Raw genomic sequence first — 17,436 nt, 5'->3', positions numbered from 1 at the left:
CCCTTCCTATTGCGTAAGCGTCTGCGGCTTCAGGTCACCCCCAAGCGTCTCGTCGGCAGGCACTGGCTTTCTTCGTTTTGCAAGCGGTTGCTCGATGATCATCGCCGGAGCCGCGACAGCGGTGGCCGCGACCGTGCCAACGCTCGAGACGGTCCCGCCAACGACGGCTGTGATGCCCTGTCCGAGGGTGACGTTTGAACCGGTCAGTGTCTGGCCAGTCATCAGGCGTTGGCCGATGAGCTGGACGATTTCCGGGCTGCTTTCGGCAAACTTGGCGTGATTGAGCCCGTCCTCGGTCTTTACCTTTGTTCGATCAATTGCGGTTATGTCGGCCTTTTCCAGCTCGAACCGGTAGGGCTCTTCTGCCGGATTTATCGCGCCGAGACGAGACACGTGGCCGGTGATGAAACTCGAGACGGCAAGCGCTTTGTCATCCTGCGAGACGAAGATCGTGAACTTCGGACGCGGCTCCCCCATTTCCATGAACTGTTTGGCAATCACCTGGATATCAATATCCGGCGAGGCAAGGATCACCTTGTCGATCTTCGTATTCACCTGGCCGCCTCGTATGCCCATCCGACGCAGGGACTTCATAGCGAGCCATGTTCCCATCGAAGGGGCCATGATGGTGATATCCTTGACATTTGGGTCAGCGGCGAGCGTGCGGTGCGCCTGCTCCAGCCCGGTGCGCGAATAGTTCGTGCTTTCCTTGTAATGCTGATAGGCCGTGATCTCACCACGCGTGGGCCAGGTGAACAGGACGGGTGTCGCCTGCATCTTGCTGTCGTGCACGATCTGGACCGGCCGGAAGACGGAATCCTCGTAGGTATTGTCGAAGCCGTGAATAAACACCAGCGCATGGCCCCCGTCCACATGCTGCGCCAACCATGCTCGTTCCTTCGCAATCGTGTCTATCTGCTGGACTTCGGTTACGGCAAAATCCGTTGCCGGGTCCGGTGGCAGGCGCCTAGGCCCCTGCACCGTACCAGGCTCACGCTTTGGCGGGAGCGAGCCGTTAAACAGCGTGGCAGGATCGCCGGGTGACTCGCGTGTAGTCGCGACCAGCATTGCCACCTTGGAGATCGGGGACGAGGAGGCGGGGAGAGGAATCGGCGTCATGACGCCGTCTGGATGTCCACAGCCCGTCACGGAGAGGAGGAGAAGGAGAGGAATGAGACGCTTTGGCATGCACGTGTTCCAGCTGTCGCCCGGATGAGGGGCGTTTCAGCTGGAGGCTACCAGCTAGCGCATGTCTAGGCGTGTAACATCATGTAGTATCTGTCGACGTGGCAGCCACCATGTGCGGAATTGCCACGCCTGTCACCCCATGCGGTGGCTAATTGGTCATGGTCGGCCAGCCCCCCGACAATTCGGCGCCGGCAGCGCGCAGTCCCGCGAGGATCCGCTCCCTGTCTTCCGGACGTGCCAGACGCATCGAAACTTCGCGCTTGATCGATGGCATGAGCGCAGGGATGGAACGTGATCGCCGTCTCGCCGAACGCTTCCCTGAAGCGCAAAACGGGCGTTCCGGACAGCAACCGATTCCTCGTGGGCGGCGCCTCCATCGACGACAAGGATTTCCTTGAACTTTACCAGCTTCGAAATCACTTCCCCGGTGACGCCGTCCGAGATCGTGGAGGTTCCGGCAACATCCTGGAAGCGGTCGACAACGATCATTGGCAGTCCCATCGATGACTGTATCTTTTGCCGGCTGCCTGACTTCAACAAAAATGCCAGTTGCCATCATCGCTGCCACTGTTGACGTCCCAGCGACGTCCCAGCGCTTGAACCGCGCCTTCTTTGCGCTCGGCCACAACGGCCGCTTCGTTCGGCGCAGGATCCGACAAGACTTGAGGGCGAGGAGAGCGTCGGCGCGCCTTCGATCGCATCGTCAAGCCGGCGCGAGCCAGTTTGAACGTTGGGACGTTCCCGCCCTCGGGATCGTGATGACAACAGGTTCGCCAGGCCCCGCCATGAGGTGAAATCGCTCGCGTTCGCGGCGAATTCGGCCCGCCTCCATTCGGACAGCCTAACCGTTCTGGGCATCGAAATTGGTCCGTCCAAAGACGACCTCAGCGATGGTGTAGGCCTTGAGATACTGCGAACGGCCCGCAAGCGTGTCTGTCACGATGGGTGAGGAATCGCCAGGCGCCCTCGGGAATGCGGTCCAACTGGTTCAGCACTTCCAGATGGAGTCGGAACGACCATCTCGCCTGTCTTTGCACTTGTCATTATTAGGTCCCCTCGACATCGACCAGCACAAGTCAAAGCATAGGGAGAAAACACCAGCTCAGCGATGTGACAACAGGGGTAAAGGAAATGCTTCCGACGTCGATGTCCGGCAAATCACCCTCACCCCGGCGGTCTCGGGCATTACTCGAGTTTCGCGAAAGCAGCTTCGTTCTGCATCTTTTAGTTTCTCTGTCCGCTTGACCGAGAGAGGGGCATCGCGCTCCTGTAGATGGATCCCCCTACGACGTGTCAACGAGAATACCGCCAAGTGATGCCCGTGTGGCAGGCCTGTCGTCCGTCAGGTCAGTGAATGCGCTCCAGCTTCGAGTACCCGCTCTCGCTGGCTTTGACTTTCCAAACTTCGCCGCTCGCTCTGTATGTTGCTGTACCAATCCCAGTCGCGTGCCCATTTTCAAAAACACCCTCAAACTGCACGCCTTCGTCTGTAGCCATTACACCTTTGCCGTCAATTTCGCAGTCTCGACCGACAAATTTACACTCACCCAGGTAGGTGAACTCCCCCACCCTTGTCTTTCGAAGAATCCAGCCGCTACCTGACTTCAGCACTGTTAAGTGATTGCCCGTGTCGGGATCGTAAAAGGCCAAGTTGCGAAGTAACTTGGACTTTAGTGCTGTCCCAAACAGCTCGACAACTCTGCACTCCTTTCCACGCTTGCCGACATAGCACGACGACAAGTATGAGGTTTTCGGTGTGTCATCTCGAATATCTGGAATGGTCGTACCCGCGCCAATCCCAATTTTCACGTCGCTGTACATGGCCGCTGTCAGCAAATTCCCATACATCACTTTCGGAGAAGCTCGTAAAGCTACCTCGGCTTGGGAAGCACTTAGCCATTTAGCATCGAAAAGGCTTTTCCTAAATCCTTCGTCCAACTCAGTTGAGTAGTCGAGCGTTTGTTCAAGGTTGAGATGGTATCCCATCGATAGCACAACCCCCTTTGCCAGGATGACAAATAACGGGTCCGCGAATTTGAGACCCGGCATCGCCTCAACCCGGTTAAGTCGACCACCTATATCCCCGCAATATAGTGCCATCTCGACTTTGGAAGCTGCGGCAGCAATTACCGAAGCCGAAACGTCCCGTTTGGGCGGATTCGCCATAGACCAAGCGGCTTCGCCAATCCCATACTCGATCACGCCCTGAACAGGGGGGATACCAATTGCCGACGTGGATTTAATGAGTCCACAAGTTTCGTTCAGATATACCGAAAAGCTTGAGACTAAGCTCTCGTAGCCAAGTGCGTGCCGAAAATCCATCTCCGATGGTAGCGCGCTGGAAACAGGGTGAGTATGGACATCAGCGATTTGTTTGCCGGTACAATTGACGGAATCCTGAATGAACGAGCTTGTTGTTTTGGAGCCCGCCAGCGCAGGACCAGCTGTCCACACGCCATTGGCCGCGTCGAAACCCATACAGGAAGAAAACTCCCGGCCTTCACTTTTTGTCAGCGCAAACAATTCCCGCATACGTGTCGCCCATAGTTCTGGCAATTCGATGTAGTCGGGAAAGCCCGATATTTCTTCTACCGGCGTTTCATTCGAAAGTATTTTATCGGAAACGCTCGAAGACGAATCCTCCGCGACAACTTGTCCCGGCAGGAGGGTGACAAAAGGGATTTTACTTATGAGAATTAGGTACAGCAGCGAGCGGTGCATTGCCTTCACCCTGTGAAAATCGGCACCAATTAAGCATTTATCTTCGTTTTTTTCGATTTCAACGTTTGGCTTACTTAGCGGAAAACCTTTGGTAGGCGAATGATATGGCCAACGCATCTTTGGACCGCCCCTAGTTTCATCCTCGCTATCAATCTCAGTCTTACGCCCGCCGAATTCTGCAAGACAGCAGACATTTCGCTCTCGCAAGGGAATCGCCGAAAATGCCTGTCGCCCCTCAAGGAGCTCCTCCTTCCACTGCTTGATTTGATTGGCGTGCACGTCGAACTACTAGAGATAATTCCACCAGCGTCTATTCACCCCTGATGGCGCAAGCGCCACCTTGAAGGCCGGGCTATGTTGCGGCGCGGTCGTCTCGTCATGGTATCTCCTGTTCCCGCATCTAAGCCGAAGTCAGTCAGAAATTCCACTTATCCATGCTGTCCAAGTTTCCTGAGCCAGCTCTCGACCGAGCCCGATTGGTGCGATGAACTCAATCACGACCTATCTTTGCTCAATCGTGAGCTCGGTTGCAGCCGCGAATTGCGTCAAGAGCCCAATCCGTCATTCGCAAAGGGCAGGTCATAATTCAGGTCCTTACTCACCCGGAATTTTTCCCTGGCAAGTCTTCAACTATCACGTTCAAAACCAAAAGAATAACGCGACCAGCCACTCCTACGAGCTTGCACTGGAAGGCGTGAAGCCATTGATCGCCAAGGTCTGGCGCTATTGCGAGGCGAACAGCATCTCGGGAAAGACCCTGACACTGAAGGTGAAGTATTCAGATTTCAACCAGATCACGCGCTCCAAGAGCATAGCACAGGGCTTCCAATCGCCAGCGGCGATCGAAGAAACTATTGCCGCGCTCCTGGAAAGCGCATTTCCGACACGTAAAGGAGTTCGACTGCTAGGACTGACCATGTCTTCGCTGGAGCCCTGGACCGCAGGTACCATGCAGCAGTTGACACTGACATTGTGAAGCCAACGCAATGCTGGTTTCGTCCGTGGCCTAATCCGACGAATGCCAGGCCGCGGATCCTGGTATCAATTCCGCCTTTACAGTGGGGTTAAGCGACTAGCGCAAATCATCATAAGCTTGTCGATTAACGGATCTGCCGAGAACCTACTTTTTCGCATGGTTGTGCAAGCACATAATGAAGTAATCGAAACTAATTCTGGATGACAATAATAACCGGTGCGAGTAAGTTGTAAAAAGTACCATATCGAGTGTGAATAGACACGACTTGGGTCCCCTTATGGGCGCCCGGGGGGATGGTTATGGTTGACTATACACTTTCCCAAGCAACAAATTTGCGACCAGATCCTGATGATGCGTCGATTAATGTCGCTTCGCTCCTCGAAGGTGAGAAAGTCTCAGGCCTCCGGGAAATAGGACCGTGGATGAAGATCGCTCTTCTTCGTGACGGAAGGCAGGTTCTCGGATGGGTTCACTCCGACATTCTGAAAAAGTCGGAAGGGATACCAATTGTACTTTTCGATGAGCCGGAGGGCCAATCGAAAACTGTCAATGGGTCCATCTCAAGGGTAAAGCTGACCTTAACACCGTGGCAAAAAGTGGACGTTCTGGTCGACGACGGAACGGTGCAATCGGGCTGGGTGGACACCAGTACCGTGGTCGCGCCAACGGGGCCCAAGATCGAAGCGCCAGCCAAGCCAGAAGCCGTTGGGGAACTTGTCTTGGGAGTGAACGACGTTTACCGGCCACACTTGCTTCTTGCAGAAGAACGCACCGAAATTGATGCAGCTGCCCTCGCGGCAGTGATCAACGCTGAGGCTGCCAAACTGTCAAATGGTGAATGGGACCGAAATAGCAAAGCGTCGACAAGCTCGGCAGCCGGGTTGACCCAATTCCTTGCCGCGACATGGCTTGGCGAGGCCAAAAAGAACGGGACCTATTTGAACGAACGCGCGAGAGCCAAAGGTCTTATCACAAACGGAAACGCAGTCTCCCCGGGCGATGAAGACAATCTCCTGAGACTACGGTTTGATCCCGAGATGTCGATAGTCGCTGCAGCGGAGTACGGCGCTGCGAACCTGAAGTCACTAATTGCAAACGGACTTGTCGACGAGGAAACAGGTGACGACGAGAAAGCTCAGTTCATATATCTTGCTCACCACGAAGGGTTGGGAGGTGCTTGTTCATTTTTGCGCGGAAGCACGGGGTACACATTTAGCGACCTAGCGACGCAAGTAGGGGCGGCCAAGGCGCAGCGGTTTATCGACGCGGCCGGGGGAAACGCAACTCAAGCTTACCGGAACTGGCTCAACAGTTACATCCAGGAGCACATCCAACCGGAGCGCTACAGGAAGCCAGCTGACGTTGCGGCGGCGCCTCTAATAGGAAGTGACGCCTCGAAGGCGCTCGCCCAATTCGATGGCACGCCCATCGATCTTTCTGAGATGAGCCGTTATACCCCGTTGGCAAAGGCGGTCCAATGGCGGCTATCTGAGCTAGGCTACCTCGATCCTCCCGCAGACGGAAGTTTCGGCCCGGTATCAACGTGGGCTTTGTCCGAGTTCTGCCAAAGCAACAATGTGTCACTGAGGGACGGGTTCACGCGAGCGGTGGCGGATCGCCTGGTCTCTCCATCAAATATGCTTCCCGAGATTGCTACGAGCGGGACCTGGTTCGACAAGGTTATCGGCTATATGCGGGGCAAGAAATATTTCATATGTCGGCATCCCGACTGCAAGAACATTGTGTATCTGGAAGGCGTAAACCCGGACGGTACGTTGAACGACGACGCCCCCAACAAATTCAACGATATCCGTATCGTTTTCTCGGTAGGAGAGGACGGACGGCTAAACCTCCAGAATGCGATATGGGACGGGACCACGGAGCCTGGCAAATTTTGGACGGTGAACCCAATGAACCCTATGGGTGCCGCTCGGATTGCCTTCAACCAATATAAGGCGTGGGTGGTCGGTACGCATCGTCCCAATTCGGCTTCTGCGCACGAGGCCCTAGTTCAGGTTGAGCCGGTTACCGTGTGTCGCGACCTGAACAAGGATTTCAAGCGAACGGGAGATCAGCTGGATACCGGACTGTTCGCCATCAACCAGCACTGGGGCTACGACGCTCCGAAAGACGACCTTGGTCGGACGAGCGCAGGTTGCTTGGTTGGGCGTACAAAGGATGGCCACCGGAAATTCGTGCAGATGATAAAGGCCGATCCTCGTTACCTTGCGAATCACTCCTATCGGTTCGTTACAGCCGTCATGCCTGGCGACGAAGTGTTGGGATAGCACGATACGCTCCGTCATTGGCAGGAGGATCTACTGCAATGCGGCTTTTGTGAAAGGTGAACACCGGTCGGGCGTCAGCGCCGAAACATAGTGCCATCCTGAAACCCACCCACCTCGATTGAGACGGTGCCACTGGAACACAATCGATGACGGCCGAGACTCTCCGGCAGCCCTCATTCAGACGTTGTTCGCTTTATGAGCGGGACAATCGGGGAGGCTCCTGCGCCTGGCAAGGGTCCCTGGCAGATGACAGAGGATTGCGATCCGAGGGTCGGGAAGTCGACTACAGCAGGTCCTGTGATCGATGAATCGATTGTGTGAGGTGACGTGGCGCGGCGAAGCTTATTCAACATCGACAACGAAAAGGTGGATGATAGCACGAGCACTGAGCGATGATCTTCGGTTACGCGTATTGAAGGCGTCTGCGGCAGGCATGTCGGCACGCCAGCCTGCCGCCCGGTTTGGGATTAGGATTTCGACGGCAATCCGCTGGATCGCAAGAGCCAGCGGTAGTGAACCGACATCACGGCCGCAGGGTTGGCGAAGGTCCTCAAGCTTGGATGCACACGAGAGGATTTCATCGTCGAGATGATCGATTATCGCAAGGACGTGACCGCTCGATGAAATGGTCGAGCGTCTGTGTGCGGAGCGGCAGGTGAGCACTAGTCGGAGTGCACTTGGTGCCTGGCTGCGAGGCGCGGATGGAGTTTAAAAACGTTTGGCCCGCCCGTCTGCGAGAGGACTTTATGGTGTTCTGCAGCGCGACAACCAAGATGAGACACGGCAAGACCACCGACGGTCCGAGATATCGACACGCCACAGGCGCTGACCTTGCTGCGTGAACCCAGGGCCAACGTCGAACGCTATGACGGTCTGCGGGTCCGGATCGTAGGAGGTCGCCATGCGTCATGATCCGGCCAGCGCCGCCGTCGTCATCATGCTGCGTAGCGGCATGGCCCAAACGGCCACGGACCTGATCGAGCAAGGAGCCCCAGCGTTCGATGCGGCCGTGCCGATCCTGTTTCAGTTGCTGAAAGCCGAGATGGCTGAGTGTGAGGCCCGTTCGATTGCCTAATACATGAAGGCGGCCGCTTCCCGGCCTACAAGGACATCTCCGGATACGACTTCGAGCTAGCGAGATCAACGAGGCGACGGTGCGCCAACTGCCCCATGCGAATTCGTGGAGGGAGCACAGAACATTGTCCTCATCGGCGGGCCGGGCACAGGCAAAACGCGTGCCGCCGCCCTCGGCGTTCAGGCGATCGAGCATCATCGCCGAAAGATCCGCTTCTTCTCGACCATCGAATTGGCCAACGTCCTCGAGCAGGAGAAGGCCAAAGGGAAGGCAGGCCAGATCGCTGAGACGCTGGTTCGCCTCAATCTGCTGATCCTTGATTAATGTGCACTGCGAAGAGATGTGAAGCCAGCACCGCAAGAGCCTGCAACTCGCAATCTTCCCGTGATACCACTCCACATAACTGAGCGTCTATAAGCGGCGCAGCCAGCCCAATATCCCGCCATCATAAGCGATGATCTGCCGATGACATCACGTCGGGAAAGATTTGTTCGAGCGCTTGGCGCATCATATCGATATCGCCCGCGCGTAGCGCATCGTTACGTTCAGCCCCGAGTGGCCAAGCCATTGACTTATGGTGGCGTTTGTCAACACCCGCCTCGCGGCCTAATGCGCTTCCATTCAACCTGGCGATTGGCTTCGGCGTTGGCAACGAATGCTTCAAAAACAGGGGAAGCCTTTTTAGCGACGACTTAAATTTGATACTGTGATAGCACTAACAAAACGACGGCGATGGAGGGAGCGCATGTCGGACTGCAAGAAGCTTGCTCTGAAGACGATGCTTTGCACCATTGCATTCACTTGTTCACTGGCACAAATGGTGAGCAGCCAGCCTGTCGAGCAACCGCCCCCAATAGTCGACCAGGTTCATAGCGAACGGAAGGATCAAAAGGAAGCTCTGAACAAACGGGAGGAAGAGTTGGATGAAATGGCCAAACAGGCGCTGCTGAAAGCGCATCCACTTGCCGTTCAGGAATTTCCATAGTGATAATGAATAATCGTCGGGTCTGAGCTGAGTGTTTCCGCGCGCGTGCGCTTAGCACAACATCGCTTCTTACGGTTTCGCCCAAGTGGTCAAGCGCGAACCACTAGCCGCCTGACCTGCCGCCGCCCCGGCTTAATTCGCTGAGCAGCATCCAGGCTGCGCGTATCCAGTGAAGCGGCGATGTAACCCGTTCCCGAGGCGGATGCCACCTTCCGTTACGGAAATCAGCCAACGCCTGAGCCTCCAGCCTGGTTCTCTCGCTCAAGCCATTCCTGTCCACGAGCGGTTTGCCGGTATCGTGATCGACGACGGCCCACATGCCATTCTCAATTTCATGAATCTCATAGCGTTGCATTGGAAGCCATGAATAGCCGGATAGACGGGTTATCGAAGAGCCAGCCAACGCCGAGGGCGTCGATTGTCTGTCTGGCCGAGGGTTGATGGATAGGTAGAAGGTCCCGAGGGGCTTGATTGGCGCTATCTCCCCCCGGGGCCTCCACTGTCCGTTAACGCTTGGGCATTCTCAAGATAACTCCTGTGCCATATGCCGGGATAGCCGGACTAAGGTCCCGTGCGATACCGTACAAAAGAGCCCGGTTGCCCGGCTAATGGCAATTGCTGCCGATTGAAGCTCGATGTCTTGAGTCTCTTTCATTCCGCAATTCGAGGTGGTCGGGCTACTCATGATGATCCGACCTTGCTCGCGCACCTGAAATCTCGTCCGGCAAGATCACGGTTCCAGACTGCCGTCGGCAGTTGTGCTGGAACACCTGGTCTTCCCACCCTGGTAAGCACCTGAAGCAACCGCGGCTTTGGCACTATGCCCGTACCACCATCATGAATTGCGCGTGCTTGCCCGCATCGAGCTTGAAATCGCCTTCGAACGCATTGGTGATCGCCAACGCACTTTGCTTCTGAATTCCTCTCATCGCCATGCAGAGATGCTCCGCTTCGACAAGGACGGCCGCTCCTTTCGGAGCGAGACTGCCCATGATGGAATGCCTGGCCAATGATCGGAACAAGATGGTGCTCGCAATGAGAGTGAAACGGGATCGCCTTGATCAAGACCATCTCGGGATACCCGCTGACCTCGCGGAACGTCCGCGCGAGCTCCGTGGCGGGATCGATATGGTATCCCGAGAAGATCTCCTTATAGGCTCGCGCCGCACGAGCAGGTGTGTCGCGAAGGCCCTCCCTGTCGGGATTATCGCCTCCCCACCGCAAGAACACGCGAACGGCTTGTTCAGCCTGTTCGCGTGTCACAGGCAATGTTTCAGCCTGATCGACGGGAGTGGCGTCGAGGTTGCGGAAGATCTGGTTCAAATTCTTCGATCCATAGCTGGTGAAGGGAAGGGGGCAGTTAACGGGGGAAGAGCCGCTCCATGACCCGTTCGGCAAGCTGTTCCCATTACCAACCGGCAAAGGGAAATGCGTCGACGGCAATCGGACCGATTATCCGATCCAGCTTCCCCCTGGCCAAAGCGCGTGCACGATGGAGGCGACCACGAACCGTCTCGGGTTTTAATGAGAGAAATTCTCCAGTCTCCTCGACAAATTTTCTCGATGACACAGGCAATGAAGACCATGCGAAATTCCTCCGGAAGCCATCGGTTGCAGCTTCCACCAGTTTCAAAATCTGCTTCTGGGCCATCGTAATTTCCGGATTGTCGAGAGCAGCACCGCTTGGAAAGTCGAGGACGTGCCCTGGCAAGACGCTGGCGCCAAGATGGACTTCGGGTGTCCGGCTTGCTTTGCGCAAACGTCCAAGCGCTTCGTTCATGAGGATGCGTGTGAGCCAGGTTGAGAAGGCACTCCTTCCATTGAAGTCGTCTTGATGACGAAACGCCTGCAGATAGGCTTCCTGAACCACATCTTCCGCCAGCGTATCGCCACGGACGATACCGCGGGCAATACGATAGAGCCGACGGTTACACCGACGCATGATCAGGCGAAATGCAACCGGCTGTCCTGCGCGAGCCAATGCAAGAAGCTCCGGAACGGATTGGGTCAGTTCAGGCGCGGTTATGTCCTTCCTTGTGTTCCGGCATCGGCTCCTCCATACGCATTTGATGTCCTGCGAAAAAGTTCCGGTGAAAGACACCAAACCAATTCGACGCGAAACGTCTGCTATATGTTTTTCGGTTGGAACGGCTGCAGCGCCCAATTTGAGCGCCGTCAAACGGCGCGGGAAGGTACCTTCAAAATGAGCGCTACTTGACAATCGCTCGGTGAATGCGATGCATGGTTTTGCAATGGGCCATCTCTGCAATAATCTTATTGCAACTATCTGGTTCGGTGAAACCTTCTGCAAGGATGTCTGGCGGTGATAGAGCCGTTTGTAGGCGAAGGGGAGATCGCGTGACTCTAGCGCGCTACCAGTGCTGCGTGGCTGCGATTTGCTTCGTGGCGGCGGGTGACGCCCATTCGATGGAACGACCGTCACCAAAATGTCTCCAAATGGGATCGGAGGCATTCGAGAACCTGGTTACGTCGCAACTCCATATGTCTTCTGATGGGTCGGTATTCGCCGGACAGATGGCTGACGACACGCAGGGAGTTTTCGCCGGGGTTCCGGAAGTGGCGAGGGGCCTGGTTGAGCAAACGATCCGGGACGGTAGGGGATGGGCCGCGTTCGGGACCAAGACAAATGCTGAAAACCGACTGGAAGTTCAGGTCCTCTATCTTCTCGAGGACGGCGACAGCTGTGTGGCGATCCAAAGAAAGCCCGAAAGGGTCAGTCCCATCTACCTTCCTGAAGCTGTTTCCCGTTCGCTTCTCCTCTTTTTCAGGCAGCCCACCGAGGGCGACGAGGTTGAACTGCGCTCGAGGCTTCAGGCTTTCCTGACAAAGACCAATGAGAACCGGCCGACCTCGACGGCGCCGAGGGTGGTGAAGGGGGGGAAGCCGAGAAGGATCAACTCTCAGGAATACGTTCGAAAATGGGAAGGACTGTTCCCCGCGCGGATGCTCGAAACTCTTGCCCGGCTGCAGGACACGTGCAATGCCCGAAACGACGGTTCTGAAGTTGATCTTTCGAACAGGTTCGTGACAGGGGCGGATCTTGACGGGGACCGCGACGAGGATTGGGTCGCGAACGGCTATGGCCTTTTGTGCACAGGGCCTGATGGCGGGCACCGGCAACTGGCTGGTGACGAGAACGGGGCGACGGTCTGGATCATGTTGTCAAACGACGGCAAATTGGGATCAGTAGCGGAATTTCGTCTCGCCCCTGGAGACACCATCAGGCGATACGACGGATATGTCGCCATCAACTCGAAACTGGGCATTTATTCCCTGAAGGGCAGTGCGGCCGGGGAGCCTTTGAAGTCGGTACCTGCCGGTGGGCGAGTTGTGTTCACCCTTTATAGGATGAAACCATAGGTTCTTCTCGTTGCCAAGTCGGAGCGCCCCAGACGGGCATGCCCGATGGTTGGATTCCACCTTGAAATTGCCACCGACGGGTGGTGTGCCCGCGAGTCACTACTCGGCCGCCTGGCGCAGTTGATGCATGCTTGGAGGTTCCACGAGGGAAATTATCTCGAAATCGCCGATCATGTGGTGCTGTTCGGAGCCGACCACCGCGAAAGTCCAATACTCCGGATCTTCGCCGAACACTGTGGAGACCTGCACGACAGTCGGTTTGCCCTCGGCGTTTCCGGTGGATCTTGCCCAATAAAACGCGCCCGGCACCAAACTCGATACAAACATGACGTCTCCTTCCCACAACAGGCGTGGAAGATAGCAGAAATCCTAAAAATGAATATACCTCAGACGATGCGTACGATACCGGACGTTTTCGAGCCGCCGGATCGAGAGTGGAAACGCGCTTTGGACGCGTGACCACCTGATCCGACAGGGGCACTGCAGTTCGAAGCCAGCAAAGGACAAGACCGAGCTGTCGCAGAGGGAGATGTCGTCGCCTTGGAAGCCGTGGGTATAACCGGAGCTTCTGGCAAAGGTCGCCGACGCGTGGCGCCAGGCACGCTGTTGGCACGGCAAAAGTTAAATCAACGGAAAGCGCGACGGCGCTACCAATTGGAGCTTTTCGGTGTAAAAATAGCGAGAACGAACGGCGAGTTCATCTGACGCTCGATGAGGGAGAGTGTTGTGAGATTGCTGACGCGCCTTTTCCAGAGATTTCTCGTTTTCTGCTTGGGCGCGCTCAGCATTTGGCTGATCGTCTTTGTTGTTTTCGACACCGCCGATCACAGGCTCCCTTGGCTTTTCGCGGTTTGCCTCACCTATGGTTTGGCAGCCTATGTCATTTTGCCGAACGTCGTCCGCGTGGGTCTGAAGGTGCTTCATCGTGGATTGATCCCGCGATACACGATAACGGCTGACGGGCTTCCCGGCGACCCTATCAATTTCGTCCTCATCGGTACCATCCAACAACTAAAGGACGCCTTTGCAGCAGCGGGTTGGTACGAGGCGGACAGCTTGGGGATGGCAAGCTCCCTGCGAATGACGCGAGCGTTTCTGTTGAACTCTGCCTATCCGACGGCTCCGTTCAGTACTTTCTATCTGTTTGGAAGGCGGCAGGACATCGGATTTCAGGAGCCGATAGGCGGTAGCCCGCGCAAGCGCCATCACATCCGTTTCTGGGCGCTCAGTCTCACTCACTCCGAGGACGACATGGGCGAACCGAGCTTTTGGTTGAACACGGACAGGCCATCGCCAGACGAACGAGTCCTGTGGGTTGGGGCGGGTACGAGGGACACCGGGCTTTCTCTGACCCGGCTAACCTTCCAGATCACGCACGCAACCGATTCCGATACGAATGCCGAGCGCGACTACATCGTCAACGAGTTGAAGGAAAGGTGCGTTATCGGGGAGGTCGCATTGCACCAGTCAGGCTCGCGCTTGGTGACCGGAAAGGTCAACCACTACATTACGGACGGTGAGATCGCATTTGCCAACCTGACAACCAGTGGCGCAACCACGAGCGTTCCGATTGCCGGATGAAGGGAATGTCGGTCCGAACGGGCCGCGCGATAAGGACGACCGTGGATCGAGCGGAGAATACTTACGCTTACGGCAGTAAGTATAAATTCAGAACGTTAGCGGCGTGAGTTCTGAAACCTGCTCCTGTCGGGCGACATGCAAAATTGGTTCGGTGCTGAATCTGACAGGTCGTTTGTATCGTAGGTTGCGACAGGCACGCCGCAGGATTGGGGTGAAAAGAAGCGATGCTCGAACAAGAATGATGCATGTGTGACCCGCACCATTGGGCGGGCGCTTGAAGACGCCCTGTCCGGTCGACTGACCGCACCTAACTAACGCTGATCACGATATCGTCGCGAATGAGGTCTGAAAGCTCGGTTTCATCGGTCACGCCGAATTCGATCCACTGCGTCAGGCTTTTCGCCCTTCGGCTTGCCTCAATGCTTCCTCTCTTGTGCCCGTGTTCGGCACACCAATCTCCGAGGATGCGATCAATTAGCTCTGTAATCGTCGATTTAAGACCAGTCATAGACAAATATCCATTTCATAGGCCCCTCGTTTCGAGGCCGGAGCCTATGAAATCCGACATCGGACTGGCAATCGTGAGAATATGAGAAAATGCTTATTTGCTGACATATAGAACCCGACCGTTGCAGATCGGCAATAGTGCAGAATCCGCACCACGCAGGAAAATGGATGGATTAACAGCAGGATATTGGGAAACGCTTATTTAAAAGGAGAAATGTCCGTAGGTCGTCGGACCGTCGATGCCTCGTAGAGTTTATGGCTTGCTTTTCGAGGGCCAGCGCTACCTTCCGACTGATTCGAGATGTTTCAGAAAGGCAACCCTTCCCCGAGGCAGACCGGCGCAGCGGTGACGCCCGTCACCTTTTGTCGGGCCTATTGGCAGGTGCGATGGGAACCAACGGCGCCCCGTCGATGGCTTGAAGACCGAGAAAAGATGGGACCTTTCGCGCGCTATCAGGCCGGTGAAGCAGGAGCTTCATTTGGAAAGGGCTTTCGTGCCTGCCAGCACAGCTGACGGCCTTGCCGTTCAGCGATTTTTTCGGAGATACAGATGACAAACTCCCAGGTACCAGTTTCAGCCGCGAAGGACGAGCATCTACGAAAGCTAGCCAACTGCATTCGCTTCTTGTCCATGGATGCGGTTCAGAAAGCCAATAGTGGGCATCCCGGGATGCCAATGGGCATGGCCGACATTGCCGTCGTTCTGTTTTCCGAATTCCTGAAGTTTGACGCCGACGATCCATATTGGTTCGATCGCGACCGCTTTGTGATCTCGAACGGCCATGGATCGATGTTGCTTTACAGCCTGTTGTATCTGACCGGCTATAAGGACATGACAATCGAAGAGATCAAGAACTTCCGCCAGATCGACAGCAGAACCGCCGGACACCCGGAGTACCGCCACGCGACCGGCATCGAGACCACGACCGGCCCGCTCGGGCAGGGTCTCGCCAACGCGGTGGGTCTTGCTCTTGCTGAGCGCATCATGAATGCAAGGTTCGGAGATAATTTGTCGAGCCATTACACGTATGTCTTCAACGGCGACGGATGCCTCATGGAGGGTATCAGCCAGGAGGCCATAACGCTTGCCGGTCACTTGAAGCTCGGAAAGCTGATCGCGTTCTGGGACAACAATTCCATCTCGATAGACGGTGCAACGAGCCTTGCGGAATCCGACGATCAGCCCGCCCGGTTCCGCGCAGCCAACTGGCATGTTCAGGAAATTGATGGCCATGACACCGACGCGATAAGGGCGGCCATCATTGAAGCGCAGAAGGCCACCGACCGCCCCTCGATGATAGCTTGCAAGACAATCATCGGTTTTGGCTTTCCGACCAAGGCAGGAACCCAGAAGGCTCATAGTGACGCTCCCGGGGAAGAGGAAATCGCGGGAGCTCGAAAGCTGCTCGAGTGGACGGCGCCACCGTTCGAGATCCCTTCAGAACTGCTCGATAGCTGGCGCCACATTGGCGCGCGCGGACGCAACGAACGCATGGCCTGGGCTGTCCGCGTCCAAACCGCAAAGGACGACCTTGGGGGCGATTTCGAACGACGGATGAAAGGGCAGTTGCCGACTGACTGGAAGAAGGCGATCGAGGCAGCGAAGGTTGAGCTGCTCGCCAGCGAGAAGGATCTGGCGACAAGGCAAGCCAGTGGCGTCGTCCTGAACCACTTGGCGTTGGCGATGCCGGAGCTGCTTGGGGGCTCGGCTGATCTCACCCCGTCGAACAATACCAAGGCAAAATCACAAATCGAAATCACACCGGGCAAGTTCGATGGGTCATATATTCATTATGGCGTTCGCGAACATGGAATGGCTGCGGCAATGAATGGCATCGCACTCCATGGCGGCCTCATACCTTATGGTGGGACATTCCTTACATTTTCCGACTATGCACGGCCAGCCATTCGGCTTGCAGCGATGATGCAGGTAAGATCCATCTTCGTCATGACCCACGACTCTATCGGGCTGGGTGAGGATGGCCCAACCCACCAGCCAGTGGAGCATTTGACAGCGCTGCGTGCCATTCCAGGCCTTGCTGTCTTTCGCCCCGGCGATCCGATCGAAACAGCAGAGTGCTGGGAAGCCATCCTCGCTGCTCCCAAACAGGCTGCTCTAATTGCATTGTCTCGCCAGCCGATGCCGTTGTTACGTCGGATCCCCGGACAGGCAAACCTTTCGGCGAGGGGTGGTTATGTCCTGATTGAGGCGGAGGGCGGGGATAGGCAGCTCACCATTATGGCGACGGGTTCGGAATTGCATATTGCCGTGGAGGCCCGGGAGAGACTCCAAACGGAGGGGGTCCGGGCCGCGGTCGTTTCGATGCCATGCAGGCTACTGTTCGAGGCCCAGTCGCAGGAATACAAACGCGACGTGTTGAGGGAGGGCACTGCGCGTGTCGCAGTGGAGGCGGCCGTTCAGGACAGCTGGGACCGCTATTTAGGACTTCAAGGCAGGTTCGTCGGCATGCACAGCTTTGGTGCATCAGGCAAGATTGGCGACGTCTACAAAAAGTTCGGCATCACAACCGATGCCGTTGTGCGGGCTGCGAGGGAGGCCATGACTGCCAATGCACGTTGATGGCATGTCTTCGCTCGGAAGAGAAAGCCCGGTACTGTGTCGGACAGGGCCGGGCCATCACGGCTGTCCATTGGGCAACAGCCATCGCAGCGTTGAGGGCTAATGCTGCGATCATCGAACTTCAGGTCACCGGGAATGTTCCAGCCGTTCGGA

Annotated in this window: 12 protein-coding genes and 3 pseudogenes; 9 read left to right on the top strand and 6 right to left on the bottom strand. The window is 56.2% G+C overall.

From position 1 onward, the window contains the following. Nucleotides 1-6: 6 nt before the first annotated feature. The gene (locus FHT77_RS25450) at nucleotides 7-1,188 is read right to left on the bottom strand and encodes an alpha/beta hydrolase (protein WP_183757598.1); all 1,182 of its coding nucleotides are present in this window, start codon (nucleotides 1,186-1,188) and stop codon (nucleotides 7-9) included. A gap of 291 nt (nucleotides 1,189-1,479) precedes the next feature. Here FHT77_RS25450 and FHT77_RS25445 point away from each other — a divergent pair, with 291 nt between their 5' ends. Then, on the top strand, nucleotides 1,480-1,695 hold the full coding sequence (locus tag FHT77_RS25445; protein WP_183757597.1) for a hypothetical protein: 216 nt from the start codon (nucleotides 1,480-1,482) through the stop codon (nucleotides 1,693-1,695). Nucleotides 1,696-2,535: 840 nt separating this feature from the next. On the opposite strand, the gene FHT77_RS25440 is transcribed toward FHT77_RS25445, so the two are convergent. Further along, entirely contained in the window at nucleotides 2,536-4,188 is a 1,653-nt protein-coding gene (locus FHT77_RS25440) for a hypothetical protein (RefSeq protein WP_183757596.1), read from the bottom strand. 205 nt (nucleotides 4,189-4,393) lie between these two features. Between FHT77_RS25440 and FHT77_RS31975 the strand changes: the two genes are divergently transcribed. The 5 genes and pseudogenes from FHT77_RS31975 to FHT77_RS25415 all read left to right on the top strand — a co-directional run bounded on the left by FHT77_RS31975 (nucleotide 4,394) and on the right by FHT77_RS25415 (nucleotide 9,233). Further along, nucleotides 4,394-4,885, top strand: a complete 492-nt coding sequence (locus FHT77_RS31975) for a hypothetical protein (protein ID WP_183757595.1) — start codon at nucleotides 4,394-4,396, stop codon at nucleotides 4,883-4,885. Between the two features lie 299 nt (nucleotides 4,886-5,184). Next, the gene (locus FHT77_RS25430) at nucleotides 5,185-7,173 is read left to right on the top strand and encodes a peptidoglycan-binding domain-containing protein (protein WP_183757594.1); all 1,989 of its coding nucleotides are present in this window, start codon (nucleotides 5,185-5,187) and stop codon (nucleotides 7,171-7,173) included. 373 nt (nucleotides 7,174-7,546) lie between these two features. After that, nucleotides 7,547-7,870: pseudogene (locus FHT77_RS25425) on the top strand (helix-turn-helix domain-containing protein); the annotation flags it as partial. 204 nt (nucleotides 7,871-8,074) lie between these two features. Next, nucleotides 8,075-8,569: pseudogene (locus FHT77_RS25420) on the top strand (ATP-binding protein); the annotation flags it as partial. Nucleotides 8,570-8,993: 424 nt separating this feature from the next. Continuing rightward, nucleotides 8,994-9,233, top strand: a complete 240-nt coding sequence (locus tag FHT77_RS25415; RefSeq protein WP_183757593.1) for a hypothetical protein — start codon at nucleotides 8,994-8,996, stop codon at nucleotides 9,231-9,233. Nucleotides 9,234-10,051: 818 nt separating this feature from the next. Here the strand turns inward: FHT77_RS25415 and folE are convergent. Both folE and FHT77_RS32095 read right to left on the bottom strand, forming a co-directional pair. Then, a pseudogene (gene folE / locus FHT77_RS25410) lies at nucleotides 10,052-10,556 on the bottom strand (GTP cyclohydrolase I). 85 nt (nucleotides 10,557-10,641) lie between these two features. Further along, complete coding sequence (locus FHT77_RS32095; RefSeq protein WP_259186242.1) at nucleotides 10,642-11,676, bottom strand: sigma-70 family RNA polymerase sigma factor; 1,035 nt, start codon at nucleotides 11,674-11,676, stop codon at nucleotides 10,642-10,644. Between the two features lie 92 nt (nucleotides 11,677-11,768). On the opposite strand from FHT77_RS32095, the gene FHT77_RS25400 reads away from it, so the two are divergent. Continuing rightward, on the top strand, nucleotides 11,769-12,614 hold the full coding sequence (locus FHT77_RS25400; protein ID WP_246720173.1) for a hypothetical protein: 846 nt from the start codon (nucleotides 11,769-11,771) through the stop codon (nucleotides 12,612-12,614). Between the two features lie 99 nt (nucleotides 12,615-12,713). Here FHT77_RS25400 and FHT77_RS25395 read toward each other — a convergent pair whose 3' ends face one another. Next, nucleotides 12,714-12,941, bottom strand: coding sequence for a hypothetical protein (locus FHT77_RS25395; RefSeq protein ID WP_183757591.1), 228 nt, complete (start codon nucleotides 12,939-12,941; stop codon nucleotides 12,714-12,716). Between the two features lie 399 nt (nucleotides 12,942-13,340). Here FHT77_RS25395 and FHT77_RS25390 point away from each other — a divergent pair, with 399 nt between their 5' ends. Then, nucleotides 13,341-14,195, top strand: a complete 855-nt coding sequence (locus tag FHT77_RS25390; RefSeq protein WP_183757590.1) for an LssY C-terminal domain-containing protein — start codon at nucleotides 13,341-13,343, stop codon at nucleotides 14,193-14,195. A 307-nt stretch (nucleotides 14,196-14,502) separates the two neighbouring features. On the opposite strand, the gene FHT77_RS25385 is transcribed toward FHT77_RS25390, so the two are convergent. Continuing rightward, a complete protein-coding gene (locus FHT77_RS25385) occupies nucleotides 14,503-14,703 on the bottom strand; it encodes a hypothetical protein (protein ID WP_183757589.1) in 201 nt (66 codons plus the stop codon). A 549-nt stretch (nucleotides 14,704-15,252) separates the two neighbouring features. Here FHT77_RS25385 and tkt point away from each other — a divergent pair. Then, complete coding sequence (tkt, locus tag FHT77_RS25380; RefSeq protein ID WP_183757587.1) at nucleotides 15,253-17,283, top strand: transketolase; 2,031 nt, start codon at nucleotides 15,253-15,255, stop codon at nucleotides 17,281-17,283. The last annotated feature ends 153 nt before the right edge of the window (nucleotides 17,284-17,436 follow it).

Origin of the sequence: Rhizobium sp. BK181 (assembly GCF_014193305.1) — a bacterium.
In the GTDB taxonomy this organism is placed as follows: Bacteria; Pseudomonadota; Alphaproteobacteria; order Rhizobiales; family Rhizobiaceae; genus Rhizobium.
This window is presented reverse-complemented; position numbering and strand designations above follow the sequence as displayed.